This is a genomic window from Oceanobacter sp. 1_MG-2023, from assembly GCF_030689025.1.
GTDB lineage: Bacteria > Pseudomonadota > Gammaproteobacteria > Pseudomonadales > Oceanobacteraceae > Oceanobacter.
Map to the genome: position 1 here is coordinate 99,845 of NZ_JAUYWA010000003.1, position 15,298 is coordinate 115,142.

General features: G+C 53.1%; 15 protein-coding genes. 8 read left to right on the forward strand and 7 right to left on the reverse strand.

Annotated elements, in window-relative coordinates; all coding sequences use genetic code 11:
• Positions 1-53 precede the first annotated feature (53 nt).
• Complete coding sequence (locus tag Q8W22_RS03235; protein ID WP_303431750.1) at positions 54-503, reverse strand: DUF4124 domain-containing protein; 450 nt, start codon at positions 501-503, stop codon at positions 54-56.
• A gap of 387 nt (positions 504-890) precedes the next feature.
• Here Q8W22_RS03235 and Q8W22_RS03240 point away from each other — a divergent pair, with 387 nt between their 5' ends.
• A complete protein-coding gene (locus Q8W22_RS03240; RefSeq protein WP_303431751.1) occupies positions 891-2,615 on the forward strand; it encodes an acetolactate synthase 3 large subunit in 1,725 nt (574 codons plus the stop codon).
• A gap of 4 nt (positions 2,616-2,619) precedes the next feature.
• Positions 2,620-3,111 carry an acetolactate synthase small subunit gene (gene ilvN, locus Q8W22_RS03245; RefSeq protein ID WP_303431904.1) on the forward strand — a complete coding sequence of 164 codons (492 nt, stop codon included), beginning with the start codon at positions 2,620-2,622 and terminating at the stop codon, positions 3,109-3,111.
• Positions 3,112-3,249: 138 nt separating this feature from the next.
• Here the strand turns inward: ilvN and Q8W22_RS03250 are convergent, their stop codons facing one another.
• On the reverse strand, positions 3,250-4,059 hold the full coding sequence (locus Q8W22_RS03250) for an inositol monophosphatase family protein (RefSeq protein WP_305414118.1): 810 nt from the start codon (positions 4,057-4,059) through the stop codon (positions 3,250-3,252).
• Positions 4,060-4,120: 61 nt separating this feature from the next.
• Positions 4,121-4,795, reverse strand: a complete 675-nt coding sequence (locus tag Q8W22_RS03255; protein ID WP_305414117.1) for an arylesterase — start codon at positions 4,793-4,795, stop codon at positions 4,121-4,123.
• A gap of 152 nt (positions 4,796-4,947) precedes the next feature.
• On the opposite strand from Q8W22_RS03255, the gene Q8W22_RS03260 reads away from it, so the two are divergent.
• On the forward strand, positions 4,948-5,106 hold the full coding sequence (locus tag Q8W22_RS03260; RefSeq protein ID WP_305451584.1) for a hypothetical protein: 159 nt from the start codon (positions 4,948-4,950) through the stop codon (positions 5,104-5,106).
• Between the two features lie 308 nt (positions 5,107-5,414).
• Entirely contained in the window at positions 5,415-5,543 is a 129-nt protein-coding gene (locus Q8W22_RS03265) for a hypothetical protein (RefSeq protein WP_303431755.1), read from the forward strand.
• A 13-nt stretch (positions 5,544-5,556) separates the two neighbouring features.
• Here Q8W22_RS03265 and Q8W22_RS03270 read toward each other — a convergent pair whose 3' ends face one another.
• From Q8W22_RS03270 to Q8W22_RS03285, 4 genes are all read right to left on the reverse strand, one after another.
• Positions 5,557-6,195 carry a GNAT family N-acetyltransferase gene (locus tag Q8W22_RS03270; protein WP_305451585.1) on the reverse strand — a complete coding sequence of 213 codons (639 nt, stop codon included), beginning with the start codon at positions 6,193-6,195 and terminating at the stop codon, positions 5,557-5,559.
• The gene (locus Q8W22_RS03275) at positions 6,195-7,178 is read right to left on the reverse strand and encodes a fatty acid desaturase (protein WP_305451586.1); all 984 of its coding nucleotides are present in this window, start codon (positions 7,176-7,178) and stop codon (positions 6,195-6,197) included. Before Q8W22_RS03275 ends, Q8W22_RS03270 begins: the two co-directional genes overlap by 1 nt.
• A 479-nt stretch (positions 7,179-7,657) precedes the next feature.
• Positions 7,658-7,780: a hypothetical protein gene (locus tag Q8W22_RS03280; protein WP_305451587.1), complete on the reverse strand. Its 123-nt coding sequence runs from the start codon at positions 7,778-7,780 to the stop codon at positions 7,658-7,660.
• 69 nt (positions 7,781-7,849) lie between these two features.
• Positions 7,850-8,107: a hypothetical protein gene (locus tag Q8W22_RS03285; protein WP_305451588.1), complete on the reverse strand. Its 258-nt coding sequence runs from the start codon at positions 8,105-8,107 to the stop codon at positions 7,850-7,852.
• Here Q8W22_RS03285 and Q8W22_RS03290 point away from each other — a divergent pair.
• The 4 genes from Q8W22_RS03290 to Q8W22_RS03305 all read left to right on the forward strand — a co-directional run bounded on the left by Q8W22_RS03290 (position 8,106) and on the right by Q8W22_RS03305 (position 15,290).
• Complete coding sequence (locus tag Q8W22_RS03290; protein ID WP_305451589.1) at positions 8,106-8,870, forward strand: ABC transporter ATP-binding protein; 765 nt, start codon at positions 8,106-8,108, stop codon at positions 8,868-8,870. The genes Q8W22_RS03285 and Q8W22_RS03290 overlap by 2 nt on opposite strands.
• Positions 8,867-11,377, forward strand: a complete 2,511-nt coding sequence (locus Q8W22_RS03295) for an ABC transporter permease (RefSeq protein WP_305451590.1) — start codon at positions 8,867-8,869, stop codon at positions 11,375-11,377. Before Q8W22_RS03290 ends, Q8W22_RS03295 begins: the two co-directional genes overlap by 4 nt.
• Positions 11,378-11,559: 182 nt before the next feature.
• Positions 11,560-12,702, forward strand: coding sequence for a GTP-binding protein (locus Q8W22_RS03300; protein WP_305451591.1), 1,143 nt, complete (start codon positions 11,560-11,562; stop codon positions 12,700-12,702).
• Positions 12,703-12,854: 152 nt separating this feature from the next.
• Positions 12,855-15,290 carry an ExeM/NucH family extracellular endonuclease gene (locus tag Q8W22_RS03305; protein ID WP_305451592.1) on the forward strand — a complete coding sequence of 812 codons (2,436 nt, stop codon included), beginning with the start codon at positions 12,855-12,857 and terminating at the stop codon, positions 15,288-15,290.
• Positions 15,291-15,298 lie beyond the last annotated feature (8 nt).

The window sequence follows — 15,298 nt, forward strand, 5'->3', positions numbered from 1 at the left end:
CTGTCGTGTTTCCGGGATCTGTGAGCAGTGCCCAGCGCGGACGGTGTTTTCCGTTACTGGCAATAATCCGCCATGATTTTACGGGCCTTATCCTGTTCCCGTTGCCGTTCGGCATCACTTAACGGGCGGAATTCACCGGTTTCGGCATCCTTGAAACGACGGCTGTAATTGCTGCTGAGCTGGTTCATGTATTGCTGGCCTTGCTGGCAGCGGCTGTCGGCCTCTTCTTTGGATACTTTGGGCTTGCCTGCGTCGGGGTCTGGTTGTTGCGCTTCGTTTTCCGGCTTGCCATTGGCTGGTGCTGCGGCATCGGCAACCTGGCCAGCTTCAGGGCGTGACACCTGGACCTCATAGGCTTCGGCCTTGACCTGCTGGTCCCGCGGCGGTTGAGAGCCGAAGTGTACCTGGCCATTGGCGTCCGTCCAGCGATAGACCTGCGCTTGTAACGGGCTGGATAACAATATGGTTAGCAGTAGCGCTGATGTTGAAAATAGATATTTCATAAAAACCTGATAAATCAACAGAACCGGGATGCAGCGAACACTATGGCAACGGGGGAATAAGTCAAGGAAACAGCCGTAATTCCGGAATGCTGCGACCCGCGTGTTCTCTGGACAAACGGCGCTATGCTGCTAAAATTGCAGCGCTTTTGCCGGATTGAACAGTCAACACCCCTGTACTGGACTCTGGCAGTCATGGCCTCTGGATCAGAGTTATCCTCCGATTCGGTTCCAACCCGCCGTTTATGACCAGATTGCGGGACCTTGATGAGCAACTACAAGTTATTCATCCTCACCGGGATCAATCCACCTTCAGGGTGTGATGATGTTGATCCTGCAATTTTTATATCACTCATGCTCTGACAAGAGCCTGTGCAAGAGGATAGTACGGTGGAATTACTTTCCGGCGGAGAGATGTTGGTTCGTGCCCTGCACGAAGCAGGCGTTGAATACATTTACGGTTATCCGGGCGGCTCACTGCTGCACATTTACGACGCAGTCTACAAACAAAGTGCCGTGAAACATGTCCTGGTCCGCCACGAGCAAGCGGCGGCCCATATGGCAGATGGTTATGCACGTGCAACCGGCAAGGCCGGTGTGGTCATGGTGACCTCTGGCCCTGGTGCTACAAACACGATTACCGGTATCGCGACAGCGTTTACCGACTCCATTCCAATGGTCGTCATTTCTGGTCAGGTGATGAGTCATTTGGTGGGCGACGATGCCTTTCAGGAAACCGACATGCTGGGTGTTTCACGCCCGGTAGTGAAGCACAGCTTCAGCGTTCGTCGGCCAGAAGAAATTCCGGAGCTGATCGCCAAGGCGTTTTATATTGCCAATACCGGCCGCCCAGGGCCTGTACTGATTGATATTCCAAAAGACATGACCATGCCGAATGAACGTTACGAATACGTTTATCCGAAAAAGGTCAAGTTGCGCTCCTACACGCCCCCTCAGCGTGGTCACTCCGGCCAGATCAAAAAGGCTGTTGAGTTGCTGCTGGCGGCCAAGCGTCCGGTGGTATACAGTGGCGGCGGCGTCATTATCGATGGCAGCTCCGACAAACTGCGGGCCTTGGTCGACCGTCTGGATTTCCCATGTACCAGTACCCTGATGGGGCTGGGTGGTTATCCCGGTACCGGTGAGCGTTTCCTCGGCATGCTGGGTATGCACGGCACCTACGAAGCCAACGTGGTGATGCACCATGCGGATGTTATTCTGGCGGTTGGTGCGCGCTTTGACGACCGTGTCACCAATGCGACCAACAAGTTTTGCCCGGATGCGAAGATCATTCATATCGATATCGACCCATCGTCGATTTCCAAAACGATCACTGCCGATGTACCGATCGTTGGGCCAGTGGGTACCGTGCTGGACGAAATGACCGCGTTGCTGGACGAAGCCGGAGAAACTCCCGACGCCGATGCGCTTGCCTCCTGGTGGAAACAGATCAACGACTGGCGTCCACGTCATGGCATGCGTTACGAGAAAAACGACAACGGCCTGATGAAACCCCAGGAAGTGATCGAAGCGCTGTGGACTGCGACCAAGGGCGATGCCTACGTTACCTCTGATGTTGGTCAGCACCAGATGTTTGCTGCCCAGTACTACAAGTTCGACAAGCCGAATCGCTGGATCAACTCTGGCGGTCTGGGCACCATGGGCTTTGGTTTTCCGGCTGCGATGGGCGTGAAAATGAACTTCCCGGATCACGAAGTGGTATGTGTTACCGGTGAAGGTTCGATCCAGATGAACATTCAGGAAATGTCGACCTGCCTGCAGTACGGTATTCCGGTCAAGATCATCTGCCTGAACAATGGTTCTCTGGGTATGGTGCGTCAGTGGCAGGATATGAACTACGAAGGGCGTCACTCCAATTCCTACATGAAATCGCTGCCGGACTTTGTCAAGCTGGCAGCAGCCTATGGCCATGTCGGTATTCAGGTGAAAAGCCGTGACGAGTTGCCGCAAGCGCTGGACGATGCTCTGAACAAGTACAAGGATCGTCTGGTCTTCCTTGACGTCGCTGTTGATCCGGAAGAACACGTTTATCCAATGCAGGTGCCTTTGGGTTCCATGCGCGACATGTGGCTGAGCAAGACGGAGCGTACCTGAGATGATGCGACATATAATTTCTATCCTGCTGGAAAACGAACCAGGTGCCTTGTCACGGGTGGTCGGGCTGTTCGCCCAGCGTGGCTACAACATTGAAACCCTGACGGTTGCACCGACGGAAGATCCGACGCTGTCGCGTCTGACCATGACCACACACTGTGATGATCGCAAGATCGAACAGATCACCAAGCAGCTCAACAAGCTGATTGAAGTGGTCAAGCTGGTGGACCTGTCTGAAGGTCAGCATATCGAACGTGAGCTGATGCTGATCAAGGTGAAAGCGGTAGGAGCCCAGCGTGCAGAAATCAAGCGGACGGCGGATATCTTCCGTGGCCAGATCGTGGATGTATCTCCGTGTGTGTACACCATTCAGCTGACAGGGGCGACTGACAAACTGGAAGCCTTTATCGATGCGATTGGGTCTGCGGCGGTTCTGGAAACCGTGCGGACAGGGGTATCCGGTATTTCTCGTGGCGAGAAAGTCCTGAGCCTGTAATGATCCCGGCCACCTTCCCGAGAGGAGGTGATCGATACAAAAAACCCGTTGCCGATATTTTTCGGCAACGGGTTTTTTAATGGCCGGCGAATAGTGGCTCGGCAAGCCGGCCAGTGCTGTCTGGACGGTGGCTGTGGTCTAGTGGCGACCGAAGCTGGCATCCGACTGGCGTAGCAGCGCTTGTAATGGCTCAAACAGCGCAGGGGTCACAATCATGATATTACTGCTGACCAACTGTGGATTGGTGCTGTCTGGCAGGGGATGAATATGCCCGAGTCGGGCACCGGCTTCGCGGGCAATCAATTGTGCTGCGGCGCAGTCCCAGATTTTAACGTTTTCGTAGTAACCATCGAGGCGGCCACAGGCGACCCAGCACATATCGAGGGCGGCGGCACCGACCCGGCGCAGATCGGCACAGTGCTTGAGCACTTGTCCAAAACGACCGATCAGGTAATCAAGATCATCTTTCTGATAAGGAAAGCCGGTACCAATCAGGGCGCGGTTTAACTCGGTTTTGCCGGAGCAGTGAATCGGCTGGTTATTCATACAAGCACCCTGGCCTTCGAGAGCATGGAACGTTTCTCCCTGAAACGGGCTATGCACTACCGCAGCCCGGGCCTTGCCTTGGTGGTAATAAGCAATCGAGACAGCCACCTGGTGCTGGCCATGGGCGTAATTGACGGTGCCATCGATCGGATCAATGATCCAGAGATGCTCGCACTCGGTGCTGTTTTCCGGCCCCAGTTCTTCCGATAACAAATGATGATCCGGAAAGGCAGCCAGAATGCCGTTACTGATCAACTGGTCAGCGGCGACGTCGGCCTGGGTAACCAATTCAGCACCGTCGTATTTGAAATTGATCTGCAGGTCATTACGCAGTTGGGCAATGGTATCACCGGCCTGTTGCGCCAGTGACAGTGCCAGATCGAGCATGGGTTGATAATTCATGGTGCATGATTCCTGTCGGCGAGTAAGGGCTGAATCGTTCAGCGATTAAATGCAACCCTGGTTACAGTTCGTTGTTAACAAACTGTATCCAGATATCGAGGGCATCGATCACGGCCGTGCTCATCATTGGCTGGGCTGCGGTGGCAGGATGAATGCCGTCAGCCTGCATCAACTCTGGCTGCGTGGCGATGCCTTCCAGCAAAAAGGGGAGTAACAGGGTTTCTTGCTGATTGGCGAGTTCGCTGTAAATATTGGCAAAGCCTTCGGTATAACGGCTGCCGTAATTGGGGGGTATCTGCATACCCAGTAACATCACCATAATACCCTCATGCTCCGCCATGGTGATCATCCGTTCCAGATTGCTGCGAATGACACTGAGTGGCGTACCGCGAAGGCCATCGTTGCCACCAAGTTCGATAATCAGCAGGTCTGGCTGATGGCTTTGTATCAGCGCAGGCAAACGCGCCACACCGCCCTGGGTGGTGTCGCCACTGATACTGGCATTAACTACCGTGACGTGTGGAACACGTTGCTGCAACTGTTGTTGGAACAGAGTGACCCATCCCTGTTGAACCGGCACGCCAAATCCGGCACTAATACTATCTCCAATGACCAGGACGACCGGATTCTTGCTGTGACCGGTGTCTATAGGCTCAGCCCATGACGGCAGGCCGGTCAAGACGACCAGCCCCACTAACAGGATTTTGATACCAGCCATGCGTGATAACAGTGACATATCGCTTAGTCCCCTTGAAAAATCGACATCGTCCTTTGTGGCTGGTGGTAGCCACAGTCCAGCTCTGAGTTAACCTGTGTTGGCAAAACAGTGCAAGCAAGAGGACAACCGTTGACCCTGTTAAAGGGGTCGGTTTCTCTGCAAGAGGAAAAGTGGAAGTCGGTATCAGTCTGGCGATGGTGGGCACCTCGGGCAGTGACAAGCCGACGCTGTTAGGGATTATGGCCGGGTTGGGTTTCCCCTCTGTTGGCGAGCTGTCATTGCTCGGACACCGCGGTATTTTCCAACATGGTTGTCCGGTAAATTATTAGTCAGGCCGCTTATGCAGTGATGTCGAATCACTATCATATGGCGCTGTTTGTTGATATTCAGCAGGGGAAGAACTGGAACGATATGGGGCTACTGCGCTGGCATTGGCTGTTCAAGGGCAATGTACTGTTACAACGGTTTGCTCGGGCAGACATGGCTGCAGCCGCCAGAAACACTGGATCACACATCTGTTCGTCGTCGAATAAATCACGTGAAAACCGCAGTAAAAGCCAATGCCGTCAATCGATAATGCCCTGACCTTCTGCTATTGATTGGCCATCAGAAACAACATTCACCAGCGGGTATCCCGATGCCATTGAATGACTGTCTGGTATTGGTGGATGCAACCGGAGGGATGATTTGCGGCGATAAACGCGGTGCGATGAACGAAGAATTATCGCCAAAACTCAGTCGAATTGACCTGGATGAAAGCCAGTGATCTGATAGCTTGATTAAAAGTATGACACACCTTTTTTCCAATATTCTGGTAAATTTTGTAGAGGTACCTTCATTAGCACCACACCTGCCGGTATCAGTTCGTTGGGCATTTGAGTTATCCGGGCGATTTCAGTGAATTTTAAAACTCTCTTATAAAAAAAATCATTTTCAGGATTGACTGCTATAACAATCTCTTCATAGTCTTTTTTAATGATAATCTGTATCGCTTGCTTTACAAGCTGTTTTATCAAACTGTTCTTTGACCTGTAGTCCGGGTGCGTACAGATACGCCAAACATTACAAATATTGCTGTTGTTTTTACGTATTTGTGTCATTTCTTTGGGAAAGTATTTATCAGCAGGTGCGCCCATATGAACATCTCTTGAAACACTGATTGTCCCCACTATTTTATCGTCTTCTTTGACGAATATTACATCGCTATTGTACAGATCCTCTAGTTGAGGATACATATTGATAATTCCGGATGCCTGGGCAGGTATGGTGTTTTCTGACACTAGGCAATCATGATACAGTTTTTGTACCAAATAGCGTTCTTGATCAGTTTCTACTAATTTGAATTTCATATGGATTAATATAATTGTGATTGAAGGGTTTTGTTTGTATTGGCCGGGTTCTCTAATCTCAAAAAACACTATCGCTTATCAAAATAATGCCCCATTATATCTAGAATGGAACGCTTGCGATTGGTTATGGACCACTTGATTTCATTACGTGTTTTGTCTTCTATCAAACCCGGATCAATGTTCATTCTGATTTTTTCATCTAATTGAGGTAGTTGATTCCAGGATACCCAAGGAAAAAAATGATGCGGAATATGGCGGTTGAAGTTTAGCAAGAAAAAATTTGACCAGACTGGAACATGCTTGCATGAATGAGACACCAAGTATTGCTTAGAAAAATGCAACGGTTTGTCTTCCTTGTCTAATAATGGTGTTTCTGCATGATGTGGTAAATTAACGAGCTCTTCGAGATAGAACAATAATATAAGTGCGGGAATATACCAAAATAATGCCGTTACCAAGAGAGAGGAACTAAACAGTATTATTAGTGCTAACAGGTATAAAGAAAAATAAATAACAGAATACTTTCGCTCTTTTTTTAGTGACAGGGAATTATAATTTTTATGTGTATCTTGAAATGGATCTCGCCAAAGGCCGATTCTGTCATTTAGTACAAATAATGGTATCCAATATTTCCAGACAAATTCTAGTTTTCTGGACATTTCGTCAGAGAGGACGGAGAAGAAATCAATCGCTCTTTTGTTGGCAGGGTCGAGAGTCGGATGCCCTGTATAACGGTGATGTAATACGTGTGATCGTTTTCTTGACAAATAAGGCATAAAAATCAACCAACTAAATAAATGTCCTAAAAAATCATTGGTTGTGATTTTCCTGGTTAAAGTATTGTGTGTGGCTTCGTGTTGGAATAAATATGCGTGTAATAAAACTGTGGTCAGAAAAAACCAGGATAATATTATGTAAACCCCTTTTAGTTGAAAGAGGTAGAAAGAGAATCCAAGCAAAATAAAATCGCATATCCAGATGAATAGTGTTGCACTGGAAAAACCTTTTCGCGGGAATTGCTCTCTTATTGTATTCCAGTGCGATTTTTTCATAATATATACTTTGAATCAGATTCAAAAGTCACGATAACCCATGCTTCAGTGTTTTTCAAGGCAGTAGTCACCTAAATATCACCTGAAACTATTAAGCGGCATCTTTGTATTATTCTGGCTTTTCTCGTTCTCAGGCTCCTGCATGGTAATGTATAAATGGTGTTTTTTTATTGAGCAATTCAATAAATGTGACGCTATTCACATTCGGCGCTCGCGGGTTTCTTGCAGATGGGGACATCTATTTAATCCTGCACGGCTCTGCGCGAGTGTTGCCGTTGTTCAGAGCAAGGCGACGAATGCAGCGAAATGGCGAGTCCTTTTCAAATTCGTCAACACCGCACTGGACGGCGGCAACCCGCGCCCTTCGGGGGCTGCCGGATGATCTCGACTCGGTGTCGCCGACTTTTGACTTGACCCGTCAGGCCTGCAAGTCGGCTTCGTGATTCGAAACCATCCGGTAGCCCAGAGTGAGCACTGGATTAAATAGATGTCCCCTGATAGGCAACTTCGTTATAAATATTGGCAAAGCCGTCGGTGTAGCGAGTGCCATAATTGGGGGGAATTTTGCATACCGGCAGCATGATGCCTTTGTGTTCGGCCATGGCAATCATCTGCTGCGGATAACGCTGGGTGGTGTGCCGCGCAGGCCATCGTTGCCGCGAGTTCGATTATCAGTAGGTCTGGCTGTGGCTGGTGTCGCCACTGATACTGGCATTGACTACCGTGACCAGTGGAACACGCTGTTGCAGCTGCTGCTGAAGCAGAGTGACCTGTCCCTGTTGAATCGGCACGCCGAATCCGGCACTAATACTGTCTCCAACGACGAGAATCATCGGGGCGGCGTGACGCCCGGTATCCGCCGGTTCTGCCAGTGACGGCAAGCCGGTCAATACGACCAGTGCCACTAACAGGATTTTGATATTAGCCATGCGTAATAACCGCGACATCTCGCTTGATCCCCTTGAAAAACCGGCCTCGTCCTCTGCGACAGACGGTCACCACAGCCTAGCCCTTGAGTTAACCCGTGTTGGTAAAACAGTGCAAGCGGGAGGACAACCGCTGACGTTATTGACGGCGGTTTCCCTGCAGGTGGAAGCAGGTACCAGTCTGGCTATTGTCGGTACCTCCGGCAGTGGTAAGTCCACCTTGCTGGGGATTATGGCCGGGCTGGATTTACCCTCTGCTGGTGAGCTGTCACTGCTCGGACACCGGCTCGACCAGCTGGATGAAGACCAGCGGGCGGCAGTACGGGCGCAAGGGGTCAGCTTTGTGTTTCAGAACTTCCAGTTATTGCCAGGGTTGACGGCACTGGAAAATGTCATGTTGCCGCTGGAAATTCGCCAGCAAACAAAACCACAGCGTGAAGCAAAATCGTTGCTGGACAGCGTTGGTCTGGGTCATCGTATCAGTCATTACCCCAGCCAGTTGTCGGGGGGGGAGCAACAACGGGTGGCGCTGGCGCGGGCCTTTGCGGGTCAGCCGGATATTCTGTTTGCTGATGAGCCTACCGGTAATCTGGATCGCGCCACCGGCAAACAGATTGAAGATTTGTTATTCCAGATGAACGCTGACTACGGCACCACGCTGGTGCTGGTGACTCACGACCCACAACTGGCACAGCGTTGCCAGCGTCAGGTACGCATGACCGATGGCCAACTGCAGGATGTGACTGTCGCCGAGGCTTCGGCATGACAACATTACCCATGACCCGATTACCCTTGCTGGCACAGTGGCGGCTGGCATTACGACTGCTATGGCGTGAGGCCCGCAGTGGTGAATTAACGCTGATTTTACTGGCGCTGCTGATTGCGGTGACATCCACCACTGCCATTGCGCTGTTCAGTGCCCGCCTCGAGCTGTCGCTGGATGATAACTCCAGTGCCTGGCTCGGGGCTGATTTGCGGGTTCGATCCACCGCTCCCTTTACCGATGAACAACGGCAACTGGCAACCGGTCTGGGTCTGGAAACCGCTCAGTTAATGACTTTTCCCAGTGTGGTGTTACACGGCGACAATATGACGCTGGCAGCAATCAAGGCGGTGGATAACGGCTATCCGATGCAGGCGCGATTAAAGGTGATCACCGCCAGTCATCCGGAACCGGTGTTACAGAATCATGGCCCGGCAGCGGGAGAAGCCTGGCTTGAACCGCGCTTGCTGGCGTTGCTGGGTGCCTCTCTGGGGGATGAGCTGGAACTGGGGGACAAAAGCTACCGGGTCACTGGGGAAATCATGGAAGAGTCTGATCGTGGTGGTGGCCTGTACAGCCTGTCGCCACGGATGATGGTGCACTGGGACGATGTTCAGGGCAGTGCCTTGCTGGGGCCGGGCAGTCGTTTGCGCTATCGCTTGCTGATGCAGGGGGAGCCGGATGCTCTGGCACAGCTGCAAGACCAGTGGCCGCTCAGCGACAAGGAAAAATTTGAAACCCTGGAAGATGGCAATCAGCGTATGGCCCGTTCGCTGGCAAAAGCCCGCCAGTATCTGGCGTTGGCCTCTCTGTTGGCGGTGGTGCTGGCCAGCATTGCGGTAGCGATTTCAGCGCAGCGTTACGCCCTCCGGCATTTTGATATCAGCGCCCTGATGCGTACCTTTGGTTTGCACCGGGCTGATGTGCTGCGGCTCTACCTTTGGCAACTGGTGACACTGGGCGTGGCGGCGGCAGCGGCCGGGGCGTTACTGGCGCTGCTGTTGCAAGCGGGGATTATCCAGTTACTGGCGGATGTTTTGCCTGCCGAGATGCCCGCCGCTCCGGCGCTGGCCTGGTTGCTGGGCCTCAGCTCCGGGTTGGTGACGCTGTTGGGATTTGGCTTGCCGCATTTGCTGCCGCTGGCAACCGTGTCACCCTTGCGGGTGTTGCGGCGGGATCTGACACCGGTGCCATTGGCCGGTTGGCTGATGACCGGTTTGGCGTTGTTGTCATTGACCTTGCTGCTGTGGGTGTTTACCCGTGATTTGTTACTCACCTTGTTAGTGATGGGGGGCGGATCGCTTCTGGTCTTGGTCTTGCTCGGAGTATTGCAGCTGGGTATCTCCGGCTTACGCAAGCGACTGGAAAATACCAGCCTGGCGCTACACTGGCGTTTTGCCTGGCAGCACCTGAGCCGTAACAGCCGCCAGACTGCCGGGCAAATACTGGCTTTTTCGCTGACACTGCAAGTCATGATCGTGATTGCGATGCTGCGTAATGACCTGTTGGCTGACTGGCAAAACAGCTTGCCAGCCAATGCCCCGAATGTATTTGCCATGAATATCCAGAGTTACGACAAGGAAGGCTTTCAAAGCGGGCTGGTAGAACGCGGCTTTGATGCCCAGACCATTTATCCCATGGTGCCGGGACGATTACTGACCATTAATGGTCGCAGTATCCAGGAGCTGGGGCTGGAGAATATAGGTGCGATTGATCGCGATCTGGCGCTGACGGCTGATCATCAGTTGCCGTCCTCCAATCGTATTGTGGCTGGGGACTGGCAAGCGATGAGTGGTTCCGGCCAACTGTCGATAGAAGTTGAACTGGCGGAGCGGTTAGGTGTGCGACTGGGGGATACCCTGGCTTTCCGAGCCGCCGGTGTTGAGTTTGAAACCAGTGTCAGCAGTTTGCGGGAAGTCGACTGGACTTCACTCAGTCCTAACTTTTTTATGATGTTTTCCTCTGACCTGATGGAACAATTGCCGCCCAGCTACATCACCAGCTTTAACGTCCCGGAGCAATCCCAGGCCGAATTGACCAGCCTGATCCGGGAATTTCCAGCGATCAATATCCTTGATATGCAGGCGTTGCTGGGGCAGTTGCAATCGTTGTTGTATCAGGTGAGCCTGGCGGTGGAGCTGATCCTGGCGGTGGTGTTGATCGCCGCGATGCTGGTAATGGTCTCGGCGCTGGTGGCGAGCCTGAGGGAACGCTTGCAGGAAGGTGCCCTGCTAAGAACCCTGGGAGCCAGCAGTGGGATGATACGCAAGGCCCAGCTTTGTGAGTTTTCTCTGATGGGACTGATTGCCGCGTTGCTGGCGTTGCTGGCCGCCGAAGCCTTGTGCTGGGCCTTGTACACCCAGGTACTGGCTATTCCGTACAGTGGTCTGGGCTGGATCTGGTTGTGGTTACCCTTGCTGTCGGCTTTGGTACTCTCCGGGCTGGCGACGCTGCTCTTGCGCAAAACCATTCGTGTTGCGCCCTTGATTGTGATGCGCGAGTTGAGCTGACTTGCAGTACATGATCGGCATATGCCAGATCATTCGTTGATCTGGCGCTGCCAAAAGGTGTTGCCCAATGGCCTGATAAGCTGCCCGGCCTAAGCTGTGCAAGCGGCCAGGGCGAGGCGCAACAAGTCAAAATACAGCGTCTATGTTAATCTGCAACGTTTTGACCTGCTGCGGATTTTGCTATGGCCCTTCCTGACACACCAGCCACTGATCAATCTTGCTCTGCTTCCGACAAGGGAGATTCCGGTACCACGGGTTCGGTCTCTCGTGCTGGAACAGCATCAAGACCGCCACTTCCCCAGGTGCGGGTGTCTGTTATTACCGGTTTTCTGGGGACAGGCAAAACCACCACGATCTTGAATTTGTTACAGCATCGTCCAGCCGGAGAAAAATGGGCGGTACTGGTGAATGAGTTTGGCGAAGTCGGGGTGGATGGCACCATATTGAAAACACTGGGAGACGGAGTGGTGGTACGGGAAGTCCCTGGCGGCTGTCTGTGCTGTGTCTCGGGGTTGCCGTTCCAGATTGGCATGAACAGTCTGATCAGTCGGGAAAAGCCGGATGTCTTGCTGATTGAGCCAACCGGGCTGGGTCATCCGCGCCAGATTCTGAAAATACTCTCCCAGTCGGGTTATCAGGATGTGCTGAAAGTGGCAAACACGGTGACGCTGGTCGACCCGCGCCATCTGAGTCAGCCGAAATATCGCCAGCATGAGATTTACGCCGATCAGATTGCGGTAGCGGATGTGCTGGTGGCCAATAAAATCGATGTCTGTCAGCCGGAAGATCTGCGGCTGTTTGATGCCTTGGTGGCCGAACGACAATTAGAGAATCCGCAACTCCAGGCTGTCCGGATTACCCAGGGACAGCTGTCTCCCGACTTGCTGATCGCAGCCGGTGCTGAGACTGGAGCATCAGAAGCAACCGTAACGGCAAGTAATACAACACTCAGGCTCCCGCCGGTGCTGGATCTGACTCAGCCGTTGCAGTTGGAAGCTGGTGAATCTTTTCGGGCTTTGCCACATCAGGGTGATGGCTATCATGCGTTAGGCTGGTTGATTGCGCAGCCATGGCTGTTTTCGTTGGCGGCATTGCGGAACTGGTTGTATAGCCTGGAGATTGAACGAGCCAAGGCGGTACTGGCAACCGACGCCGGGGTAGTGGCATTCAATCTGCGCGAAGGCACTCTGACGGAGCAGCTGCTGGGAGACGCCAGTGTCATTGCTTTTGAAAACCGGCTGGAATTGATCGATCTGGACGTGTTGCCACAAGCGGCGCTGGAAGCTGGTTGGCAGGCCTGCGCGTTAAGCGGGATGGCATCCTAGCGTAGTGGCATCGGGCTGACGTTATCCATTGTCTGTTTATCCCGATGGCACAGGACTGCCATCGTTACCATCGCTCGTTTGGCATGCCGTAGCCTGGTGTGCCATGTCGCGGTATCCCATTCTCTTCATCTTCTGATAATAAGCAGGTCGCGATGATGCGCACGTTTTATTCGGTACTGGCGGCGGTTGGCCTTTTGCTGCTGGCACTGAGCTGTCAGGCAACACTACTGATCAATGAGGTAGATGCCGACACCGAAGGCAATGACAACGCCGAATTTATCGAGCTGTACAACGGTGGTCGTGGCGCGACGTCATTAACCGGCTACGTACTGGTGCTGTATAACGGCAGCAACGACCGCGCCTATCTGGCGCTGGATTTGTCGGCCAGGCGCACAAATGCGGAAGGGTATTTTGTGGTCTGTGGTAGCGCTGCCACGATCGCTGGTTGCGGCCTGGAAATAGGGAACAATATTCTGCAAAACGGTGCCGATGCCGTTGCCCTGTACCATGGTTCGGTGGCTGATTTCCCCAAAGGTACGGCTGTCACCGCCAGCAATCTGGTGGATGCTCTGGTGTACGGTACCCGTGATGCGGACGATCGCGGACTATTAAGCGTCCTGATGCTGGCTGACCCGGTGCAGGTCGATGAAGGTTCAGCGGGCGACAAAGACAGGCATTCTTCCCAGCGCTGTGCCACCTCCGCTCGCTCCGGTGCCGCCTTTCAGGTTGACGAAGCGACTCCCGGTGCGCGGAATTCGTGCCACGATCAGCCGGAACAATCCCGGTCCGGGCAGTGTGGTGATCCAACGGGCGTTACCCGGATCAGTGCTATCCAGGGCCGTATTCGCCATGTCAGTGACGATACCAGCCCATTGAATAATCGACGGGTGCTGGTGGAAGCCGTGGTCACACTGGATGCCCGGGTGGGCTATGGGGGCTTCTGGATACAGGAAGAAGACGCCGATGCCGATAACGATGCCCGCAGTTCAGAAGGGATATTTGTTAAAAGCAAAGGGGCGGATATTCGTGTCGGTGATACCGTACGGCTGGAGGGAACCGTGGGGGAAACGTCAGGAGTGACGCGGCTGGGTAATATCCGTGACCTGACGGTGTGTCGTCGGGATACAGCGTTACCTCGGGCGCAGCCGCTGGTCTTGCCGGTGAGGGATCTGGCCGACTGGGAAGCCCTCGAAGGCATGAGAGTGCACAGTCACACCCGGCTGCTGGTTGCCGACCTGTATGGTTCCGGTTATGGGTTAGGCAATTATGGTCAGCTGGTGGTGTCTTCCTCTTTGCATTTTCAGCCGACCGATGTCGTACCGCCAGGGTCAGAGGCCGCGGATGCACTGCTTGAACGTTATGCGCTGGACCGGTTGTTGGTGGATGACGGCATGAGTGGCCGTTACCCCACATTTATTCCTTTTCCTGATGCGACAACCGGCTACCGCGCCGATAACCCGGTACGGATCGGTGATTCATTTACCACCTTGAGCGGCGTGATCCATCATTTCAAAAACGATTTTATGCTGATTCCCGAACGATACCGTATGGCTGCCAGTCATGCCCGTACCTCGACACCAACGGTGAGTGCGGATGCCAATTTGCGTATCGCTTCCATGAACGTGCTGAACTATTTTAACGGTGATGGCCAGGGTGGCGGCTTTCCTGCCTCCCGTGGTGCCAGTACCTACGCCGCCTTCCAGTTACAAAGCAGCAAGGTGGTCGCGGCGATGGCTGCCATGGATGCGGATATCATTGGTTTGATGGAAATCGAAAACGACGGCTACGACAAGCACAGTGCCATTCAGCAATTGCTGGATGCCATGAATGCCTTGCAGGCTCCCGGCGATGAGTATGCGTTTGTGGACCCGGGCACGCCGCGTATTGGTACGGATGCCATTACGGTCGGATTGCTGTATCGGCCTGGACGTCTTCGGTTACGGGGCACGACCCAGGTGCTGTCATCGGCCAATTCGCCACGTGACCGGCAGGGCGTGTTATTCAACGACCGCAAACACCGGCCATCCCTGATCCAGTCGTTCGAGTTTCATGACTTTGTGTTTACGCTGTCGATCAATCATTTCAAATCAAAAGGCTCGGCTTGTCATGAGCAACACGAAGGTGCCGATGGCCAGGGTAACTGCAATCTTATGCGTACCCGGGCGGCTACTGGCTTGTTGCAGTATTTGCAAACACAGCCAACGGGGGTGACATCCACCGCTGTCCTGGTGATGGGGGATTTGAATGCTTACAGCCAGGAAGACCCGCTGCAGGTATTGCTGGCAGGGGGATACCACGACCTCAAGCGCTCGGATGTGGCAACCGAAGCGAAACCTTATACCTACAGTTACAACGGCTTGCTCGGCAGTCTGGACCATGCCTTGGCAACGGCCACCTTTGCGGATCACGTGGTCAGTGCGGGCGCCTGGCATATCAACTCGGTAGAAGATGCACTGATGGGTTATGAAACCGACGCCAATGGTCAGAGCTATGCGTCAGTTGATCACTATGGTCAGGCCGATAGCTATCGTTCATCCGATCATGACCCGGTAGTGATTGGATTGCGGGTCGGCAGCAGTGGTCAATAAGGGAATCG